The sequence below is a fragment of the Xinfangfangia pollutisoli genome (assembly GCF_020179405.1).
In the GTDB taxonomy this organism is placed as follows: domain Bacteria; phylum Pseudomonadota; class Alphaproteobacteria; order Rhodobacterales; family Rhodobacteraceae; genus Pseudogemmobacter; species Pseudogemmobacter pollutisoli.
The window spans coordinates 1-8,205 of sequence record NZ_JAICBZ010000121.1 but is presented as its reverse complement, the minus strand read 5'-3'; the positions used below and the strand labels follow the sequence as shown (position 1 = coordinate 8,205).

Here is an 8,205-nt window from a genome sequence, read left to right as displayed (position 1 = left end):
ACGCCGCGGTCGAGGCATGGGCGGTGGCGCGCGCCGCCCCGCCCGGCGGATCGGCCGCATCCAGGATCACCGAGCTGCGCCCGCCCGACAGGCGCAGAAAGCCCATGGCCTGGGTGACATGCCCGACCGGCCGCAGCGCCGCCGAGGCGGCCAGCGCCGAATCGAGCCGCCCCTCGATGCCGCGGCCGCCGCCGTGAAAGCGGGCCAGCCCGCCATCGGCATGGCGCAGCACCCGCAGTGTGGGGGCGATCCGGTCGATCGCTTCGGCCAGGGCGGGGGGAATGGGCCGGTCGGCCTCGGCCAGGGCGCGGGCGGCCCAGGTCAGCAGGGTCAGGCTGTCCAGCAGTTCCTCGGGATTGCGCGAGGGGATGCCGCCCTGGGCGTCGATCGCCGCGGCGCAGGCCTGTGCCAGGGCCTGGGCGGTGGGGGCGACATGCCGCTCCATCCCGGCCAGCGACAGGCTGGCCTGCAACAGGCCGATCAGCGCCTCGAACCGGGGCAGGCCCTGGGGGGCGGCGCCGGCGCGGCGCGACAGGAAGGCGGCCTGGCGCGACAGCGCGGCGAAATAGGCGCCTTGCGCGGCGCTGTCCTGGCCCTGCAGCAGGAAGATCGCGTGATGGATCCAGCGGATCACCCGCCGCCCGGTCAGCGCAGGCGTCCAGCCCGGACCGCGGCCGGCGCCGAAGCGGGCGATCCAGTCCTGTGTCCAGGCCTGGGCCAGGGCGCGGGCCTGCGGCGTGGCCAGGGCGGCCAGATCGTCCAGCCAGGCAAAGCCCTGCGCTTCGGCGGCAAAGCCGGGATCGGGCGCGGCAATCTGCCAAAGCGAGGCGCCGGGCGCCTCGACCAGGGCACCGCCCAGATGCAGGCTGCCCGAGACCAGCTGCTTGCCCCGGGCATAAAGCCCGATCGAGCGCGGTTCGGGCGGCGCCACGAAGCCGCTGGCCGGCGGCTGGCGCCGGGCCGCCCAAAGGGCAAGCCGGTTCGCCATCCGGTCCTGGCGCGATGTGGTGATGCCGGCCTTCATCCCGCCTCATGCCTTGGGTGCCTGCGCCCGGGTTTGCCCGGATCGGGCACAAGCCTAAGGGCGAAGCCTGCCCCTGTCACGTCACGGCTGTGTATCGCCGCGGCGGGCCGGCCTAATGCAGCTGATCCACCCGTTCCAGATATTGCGCCAGCCGCCGGGTTTCGGTCAGCCAGCGGGTGACCAGCCGCGGATCATGCGGGGCGGAATGCACGCCGGCCGGAATGTCATGGGCCAGAACCGCCTCGACCGCCATCGAGACCGGCACCGAGACCAGCCTTCCCATGGCCGAGCCGCGCGCATCGCCCCAGGCATCCATCGCCCAGCATTCGTCAAAGACCGGCCGCCCGTCGCGTTCGGCCCTGAGCGCCACGAACAGCACCACCCGGTCGGGCTCGCCCGGGGCATAGGCGTTGGTCTTCAACAGATCCGCCGCCAGCGCGCCCAGTTTCGCATCGACCTCGGCCGCGGGGGCGCCTTCCAGCGCCTCGACCGTGGCGAAGACCGGCGCCCAGGCTTCGGCCCAGCCTTTCAGCCGGATCGTGCCGCGCACGAAATCGCGCAGCTTCCAGGCCGGATCAAAGCGGTAATCCGCGATGAAAGGCAGCGAATCGCGGTTCGGGTAGACTTCGAAGCTTTCGGGGCTGGGCAGGGGCGCGACATAATCGGTGATCGCATCCCAGGGCCGCGCGACGCGCAGTTCCGAAAAGGCCTTGAGCGAGCGCGAGGGCGATTTCAGCGCCTTCAGCACCCCGGCCGGCGCCCAGGAAAACTTGTAGCGGAACGGGTTCGGAATCTTCGGCACGCCGCCGCAATACGAGGTGAAGGATAGCACATTCTCGGGGTCATAGACCGCCGAGGCGCGGTAGCGCGCCACCAGGTCATGCGCCATCAGATGGTCCAGCCCGGGATCCAGGCCGATCTCGTTCTGGCTGACCAGGCCCTTGGCGCGGAACTCGGCATCGAGCGCCCGCATCTCGGGCGCGATATAGCTGGACGAGACGAAATGCGCGCCGCGGGCCAGACAGGCCTTGGCGATGGCCACATGCTGGTCGGCCGGCAGCATCGACACGGCGATGTCGCCGGGGGCAAGCGCTTCGGTCAGCGCCTCAAGCGTATAGGGGCGGATGTCCTTGCAGATGTCGCCCACGGCATCCTGTGCGGTGGCAACCGTGCGGTTCCAGACCGTGACGGGCAGGCCGGCTTCGATCAGCCGACGCAGGCCGGGGCCCGAGGACAGGCCGGTGCCGCACCAATGGATGGTCATCTTCGCGTCTCCCTTGTGGTCAGAATGCGAATTTTCGTCGAAAATTCGGCGTCATGGCTGCGGGGCCGGTCACAGACCGGCGCTGTGGCGGTCGAACTCGGCCCGGGCGCGGGCCCAGACGCCCTTGTCCAGGGCGGTCAGGGTCAGCAGCGTCGGCAGAAGCTGGGCTGCGTAATCCTGCGAGGATTCGACCGGCATCAGCGAGGGCAGATTGTCGATCGCCGTCACGTCCAGCGCCGGATTTTCGGCCACGCGCAGCGCCGGCTCTTCCCAGCTGGTGGTGCGGTCATAGACCTTGACCGGCGAGAAATCCGAGGTCGGGTCGCAGGCGATGTCGCCGATCACCGTCAGGGCGCGGGCGGGATCGGTCTTGGCCCCAGCGGGCACGAAGACCGGGCAGCCGGGCCGGGCCAGGATGCAGTTCAGGAAGATTTCATGCTGCAGCACTTCGGGGAAGGGGCCGCCATGCGCGGTCTCGGCGATGTCCCACAGGGTGGTGGCCACGCCCATCGCGGCGCAAAGATCGGCCGCACCGGCGCCCACCCGGCCCCTGGCGCCGATGATCAGCGCGCGCGGCCGCGACAGCCCGGCCAGTTCGGCTGCCAGATCGCCCAGAAGATCGGCTTTCGACGGCACTTTGGCGACCGGCCCAAAGATCTCGCCCCTTTGCTGGGCGGCCCAGCATTTCAGGCTGACCGCGGCCCCGGCATAGCCGGCCCAATAGCCGAAGGCGGCGACGCGGCGCCCGGTCTCGTCGACCAGATATTCCAGATCATACAGCGTGCCGCCGCCGGCCTTGAAGCGCTGAAGCAGCACCTGCCCCGCCGGCTGGCCCTTGAAGGCATGGCCGAACATGATGTGGCGATGCGGCAGCGGCGTGCCGTCTTCGGGCAGTTCCTTCAGCCCGAAGATCACTGCATCGCGCGGGGCTTCGGGCCAGGTATAGGGCGCGGCGATCTGCGCGCCGGCGCGGCGATAGCCCTCGATCCCGATGGCACGGGTCGGGCTGTCCTCGACCGTGACCTGCAGCCCGGCGGCGATCAGCGCCGCCACGCCTTCGGGCGTCACGCCCACGCGTTCCTCGTTCGGGCGCTGTTCGGCGCGGACCCAGAGATGCAGCATCTTTGCCCCTTTCGTCGGGCGCGGCATGGAAACGCAAAGGTTCCGCACTGCGCTATGGCCTTGGCGCGGCGTTGATAGCAGAAAGGAGGGCGAGCGAAAGGGGAGTGCGGATGCGGCGGCGAGGGCTGGTGGCGGGCTTGGGCGTGGGGCTGGCGGCGATTGTGGCGCCGGTCCTGGCCTGGCAGCTGCGCGCGACGCCCGCGGTGGCGCGGGGCAGTCTGCGCGGCAGCCTGGGGCCGGGGGCGGTCTATCATCTGGGCCATTCGCTGGTCGGGCCCGACATGCCGGCGATGCTGGCGGCGGCGGGCGGGCATGTGTTCCATGCCCAGACCGGCTGGGGCACATCGTTGCGCGACCATTGGAAAGGCCGGGTCAAGGGGCTGCAGCCGGGCCCGGCGCATCGGCCGGCCTTCGCGGCGCTGGATGGCGGCGCCTATGCGGCGGTTGTGCTGACCGAGATGGTCGAGCTGCGGGACGCGATCCGCTGGCACGAATCGGGCCGCTTCCTGGCGAAATGGGCGGCACGGGCGCGGGCGGGCAACCCCGAGGTGCGGCTGTTTCTGTATGAAACCTGGCACCGGCTGGACGATCCGGCGGGCTGGGAGGCGCGGATCGCCGCCGACCGGGCGGCGCTGTGGCAGGCGGGGGTGCTGGAGCCGGCGCTGCAGGCGGGGGCCGGGCCGATCCGGGTGATTCCGGGCGGGCCGGTGCTGGCGGCGGTGGCCCGCGCGGCCGAGGCCGGGGCCCTGCCGGGCCTTGCCGGGCGGCCGGCGCTGTTTGCCGACGAGATCCATCTTTCCGATGCCGGCGCCTGGGTGATCGCCATGGCCCACTATGCGGTGATCCGTGGCCAAAGCCCCGAAGGCCTGCCGGCGCGTCTGCCCGGCGGCGATGGGGCGTTGCGCGGGGTCAGCGAAGCCGCGGCCCTGCCGGTGCAACGCCTGGTCTGGCAGGTCGTCGCCGCCGATCCTTTGAGCGGGGTATCCTGATGTCGGTCCTGGCCCTTCTGTCGAAGATCCTGTTCATCGGCCATTCGCTGGTCGGGCCCGATCTGCCGGGCCTGGTGCAGCGCGGGCTTGAGGCGATGGGCCAGCCGGTCCGGGTCGAGGCGCAGGTGATCAACGGCGCTTCGCTGGCCTATGGCTGGGATCACTCGGCCGGGGCCGAGGGTGTGGATGGCCGCGCCTCGCTGGCCCTGGGCGATGTGACCGCGCTGATCCTGACCGAGGCGCAGCCGGTCGAAGGCCATGTGCAATGGTCCGATACGGCGGGTCTGGTCGCGCGCTGGGCCGAGGCCGCGCATCGCGCCGATGCCGAGACGCAGGTCTATCTGTATGAGACCTGGCCCACGCTGAAATCCGCCCCGGGCGCGGAGGTCGAGGGCGATCCGGGCGCGGGCCTGCCCTGGCGGCAAAGGATCGAGGCGGAATTGCCGCTTTGGGTGCAGGCGGCGGGGGATCAGGCACAGATCATCCCGGCGGGGCAGGCGATGGGGCGTCTGGCCGATGAAATCGCGGCCGGCACCGTGCCGGGGCTGAGCGATATCTCGCAGGTCTTCGCCGATGACATCCACCCCAATCTGCGCGGCTTCTATTTCGTCGCCATGGTGCAGATCGCGGTGCTGACCGGGCAATCGCCCGAAGGCCTGCCGGCCAGGCTGGTCCGGGTCTGGCCCAGCCGCGAGGATGCGATTTCCGACGATCAGGCCCGCGCCCTGCAGCGCGTGGCCTGGGCGGCGGTGCAGGCCTTTCCCGCCCAGCTTGAGGCGGCGAAGGCGCGGCTTGCCGCCGCCCCCGAAGCGGCCCCCGCCCCCGCCGCGCCGGCGCCGGGCTTCGTTCCCGTCTCCAATCCGGCGCTGACGCTGGGTCTGGCGGGGGTCAATGACTGGTCGGTGCAGCAGCCCTTCCTTGACGTGATGAAGACGGCGCGGCCCTGGACGGGCCACAAGGGCGGCGGCTGGGGCGGGCTGGAAGAGGCCGATCTGCGCGCGGCCGGCGCGCTGGATGCCGAGGGCTGGCCGACGCGCCTGCCCGAAGGCGTCAGCGGCATATCCACTCTGGTTCTGACCGATCTGCCCGAAGACGCCGGCGGCGTGGCCGGTCGCTATCTGGTGACCTGGCGGGGCCAGGGGGAATTGCGGATCGAAGGCCTGGCGCGGCTGGCCGAGCAGGGCAGGGGCCGGGCGGTCTTTGACTATGCGCCCGGGCCCGGCGCGGTGATCCTGACCATCGCCGCCACCGACCCCGCCGACCCGATCCGCCAGATCCGCATCGTGCGGGCCGACCGGGCCGAGGCGCTGGCGGCGGGTGAGATCTTCAATCCCGACTGGCTGGCGCGGATAAAGGGGGTGCGCGGCATCCGCTTCATGGACTGGATGGCCACCAATGACTCGGCGCTGCAGCGCGCGGCCGACCGGCCCCTGCCGGGCGATTATTCCTGGGCGCGCAGGGGCGTGCCGGTCGAGGTGATGGTGGCGCTGGCCAACCGGCTGAAGGCCGACCCATGGTTGACCCTGCCGCATCTGGCCGATGACAGTTTCGTCCGCGTCTATGCCGGGATCGTCGCGCGCGGTCTGGACCCCGATCTGCGCGCCTGGGTGGAATATTCCAACGAGGTCTGGAACCCGCAATTCGCCCAAGGGCGATGGGCGAATGAACAGGGCCTGGCGCGCTGGGGCGTGCAGGGGGCGGGGCTGCAGTTCTACGGGGTGCGCGCCGCGCAGGTGATGCGGGCCTGGTGCGGCGCGATGGACTGCGCGCGGGTGGTGCGGGTCGTGTCGACGCAAACCGGCGTTCTGGGGGCCGAGGCGCAGATTCTGGATGCCCCGCTTGAGGTTGCGGCGGGCGGCGCGGCGCCGGCCGGGTCTTTCGATGCCTATGCGGTGACCGGCTATTTCTCGGGCCTGCTGGGGGCCGAGCATAAATTGCCCGCCGTGCGCGGCTGGATCGCGGAAAGCCAGGCCGCGGCGGTGGAGGGCGCCAAGGGGCTGACCGGCGCGGCGGCGGCGGAGTATGCGACTGCGCATCGCTTCGATCTGGCGGTCGACCGCGCGGTGGCGGAATTGCGCGATGGCGCCTCGACCGGCGCGGGCGAGGACACGCTGCAGCAGGTGCTGCAGGTGACGCTGCCCTATCATGCCAAGGTCGCGGCGGCGCGGGGGCTGAAACTGGCGATGTATGAAGGCGGCACGCATGTCGTGGGTTATGGGCCGGCGGTCGATGACCCGGTGCTGACCGAGTTCTTCACCACGCTGAACTTCTCGGCCGGGATGGGCGGGCTTTATGGCGAGCTGCTGACGGGCTGGGCCGGGCTGACCGACCAGCCCTTCAATGCCTTTGTCGATGTCTACCGGCCGAACAAATGGGGCAGTTGGGGGGCGCTGCGGCATCTGGGCGATGAAAACCCGCGCTGGCTGGCGCTGGCCCGGGGCTGCGACCCATGCTGAAGGACCCGGCGCTGAGCGTGATCATCCCGGCCTCGAACGAGGCGGGCTGGATCGGCGCCTGTCTGGCCGCCCTGTGGCGGTCGGACCCGGTGCCGGGCGGGGCCGAGGCGATCGTCGTGGCCAATGGTTGCCGCGATGCGACGGCCGATCTGGCCCGGGCACAGGCCACGGCCGCCGCGGCGGCGGGCTGGGATCTGTCGGTGATCGAGCGTGACGAGGGTTCGAAACCCGGGGCGCTGAATGCCGGCGATGCGGCGGCGCGGGGCGGCGTCAGGGCCTATCTCGATGCCGATTGCGTGGTGTCACCCGGGGTGATGGCGGGGCTGGTGGCGGCCTTGGCGGGCGAGGGCGCGCTTTATGCCGGGGCGACGCCGGTCATTCCGCGGCCGAAATCGGCGCTGAGCCGGGCCTATGCGCGGCTTTGGCAGCGTCTGCCCTTCAACCGCACGGTCGCGCCGGGCTACGGGCTGTTTGCGGTGAACCTTGCGGGGCGGGCGCGCTGGGGCGCCTTTCCGCCGCTGATCTCGGACGACACCTATGTGCGGCTGCAATTCCTGCCGGGCGAACGCCGGCAGATCGCCGCGCGCTATGACTGGCCCTTGCCCGAAGGCTTTGCCGCGCTGGTCAAGGTGCGGCGCCGGCAGGATGCCGGCATGGCCGAGATCGCGGCGCTGGACCCGGGCCTGTTGCAGCGCGAGGCCAAGCCCGCGCTGGGCAAGGCGGGGCTGGCGCGTCTGGCGCTGGGCGATCCTTTGGGCTTTGCCGCTTATGCGGCGGTCCTTGTGGCGGTGCGCCGCAGGCCGGGCGGGGCCGAGTTCACCCGCGGTCGCTAGCCCTGCCAAAGAAAAAGGCCCCGGCGCGGTTGCGCCAGGGCCCGAAGCTTGGTGTCGCGATCTTATCCGCGCGGCTTTTTCGGCGGGGTGAAGCGCTTGGACGTGTCGCTGGCATTGGCGCGCGGCGCCGCCGGACGGGCGGGCTTGCTGCCATAGGGCTTGGCCCCGGCCGGCCGCGGCCCGCTGGGCTTGCCGGCATAGGGCTTGCCGCCCTCGGGCCGGGCGCCATGGCTTTTCGCACCCCAGCTTTTGCCGCCCTCGGTCTTGCGCGCATAGGGCGCATCGCCCCTTTCGCTGCGCTCGGGCCGGTCGGCGCGTTCGGTCCGCGGCCCGGCGGCATAGCCTTCGCGCGGCTTGCGCGGGGCGCCATCGGCCGAGGAATGGCTCTTGTAGCCCGACGAGCGCGCCGGCGTGTCCTTGCCGCCGCCATGCGAGCGGTAGCCGGCCGAGCGGGAACCGGGCTTGCCGCCGTCTTCGGCATCGCGGCGCGGCCAGGTCTTGCGCGGCGCCTCGGCCT

The 8,205-nt window shown here is 71.6% G+C and carries 6 protein-coding genes and 1 pseudogene; 3 read left to right on the top strand and 4 right to left on the bottom strand.

The genetic code is table 11. From position 1 onward, the window contains the following. From K1Y73_RS20515 to K1Y73_RS20505, 3 genes are all read right to left on the bottom strand, one after another. Positions 1 to 1,024, bottom strand: a 1,024-nt coding sequence (locus K1Y73_RS20515; RefSeq protein WP_451923590.1) for a heparinase II/III family protein, incomplete at its 3' end; no start/stop codon positions are given. A gap of 112 nt (positions 1,025 to 1,136) precedes the next feature. Then, complete coding sequence (locus K1Y73_RS20510) at positions 1,137 to 2,288, bottom strand: saccharopine dehydrogenase family protein (protein ID WP_225030198.1); 1,152 nt, start codon at positions 2,286 to 2,288, stop codon at positions 1,137 to 1,139. A gap of 69 nt (positions 2,289 to 2,357) precedes the next feature. Next, on the bottom strand, positions 2,358 to 3,410 hold the full coding sequence (locus tag K1Y73_RS20505; RefSeq protein WP_225030197.1) for a saccharopine dehydrogenase: 1,053 nt from the start codon (positions 3,408 to 3,410) through the stop codon (positions 2,358 to 2,360). 110 nt (positions 3,411 to 3,520) lie between these two features. Between K1Y73_RS20505 and K1Y73_RS20500 the strand changes: the two genes are divergently transcribed. Genes K1Y73_RS20500 through K1Y73_RS20490 form a run of 3 tightly spaced genes read left to right on the top strand, consistent with a single transcriptional unit; the run spans position 3,521 to position 7,688 of the window. Next, positions 3,521 to 4,399, top strand: coding sequence for a hypothetical protein (locus K1Y73_RS20500; RefSeq protein ID WP_225030195.1), 879 nt, complete (start codon positions 3,521 to 3,523; stop codon positions 4,397 to 4,399). Further along, complete coding sequence (locus K1Y73_RS20495) at positions 4,399 to 6,855, top strand: hypothetical protein (RefSeq protein WP_225030193.1); 2,457 nt, start codon at positions 4,399 to 4,401, stop codon at positions 6,853 to 6,855. Before K1Y73_RS20500 ends, K1Y73_RS20495 begins: the two co-directional genes overlap by 1 nt. Beyond that, complete coding sequence (locus K1Y73_RS20490) at positions 6,849 to 7,688, top strand: glycosyltransferase (protein WP_225030191.1); 840 nt, start codon at positions 6,849 to 6,851, stop codon at positions 7,686 to 7,688. The genes K1Y73_RS20495 and K1Y73_RS20490 overlap by 7 nt, the downstream gene beginning before the upstream one ends. Positions 7,689 to 7,750: 62 nt before the next feature. On the opposite strand, the pseudogene K1Y73_RS20485 reads toward K1Y73_RS20490, so the two are convergent. Next, positions 7,751 to 8,205: pseudogene (locus tag K1Y73_RS20485) on the bottom strand (DEAD/DEAH box helicase); the annotation flags it as partial.